Here is a 429-nt window from a genome sequence, read left to right as displayed (position 1 = left end):
GCGCCCCGCACGGGGCGCGTGGATTGAAACCCATATCCTCCGTACAGGTGTCAACGGTATAGCGTCGCGCCCCGCACGGGGCGCGTGGATTGAAACGTCCGCGTTGCCGTGACAGCGAACACGTCCGCCAGTCGCGCCCCGCACGGGGCGCGTGGATTGAAACTCGAACAACAAGCAACGCATCATTCCTAATCGCGTCGCGCCCCGCACGGGGCGCGTGGATTGAAACGCAAGTGTCGAGGAAGCTCTCGCGGCGGCACGAGGTCGCGCCCCACACGGGGCGCGTGGATTGAAACATCGTGAGCGGTGCGAAGGGCATCAACATGAAGCGTCGCGCCCCACACGGGGCGCGTGGATTGAAACTGGTGGAGGAGACCTACACGGTGCGCCCCGGCGAGTCGCGCCCCACACGGGGCGCGTGGATTGAAA

Origin of the sequence: Selenomonas sp. oral taxon 138 str. F0429, from assembly GCF_000318175.2 — a bacterium.
GTDB classification, from domain to species: domain Bacteria; phylum Bacillota; class Negativicutes; order Selenomonadales; family Selenomonadaceae; genus Centipeda; species Centipeda timonae.
Note: the sequence above shows the minus strand (reverse complement) of the source record.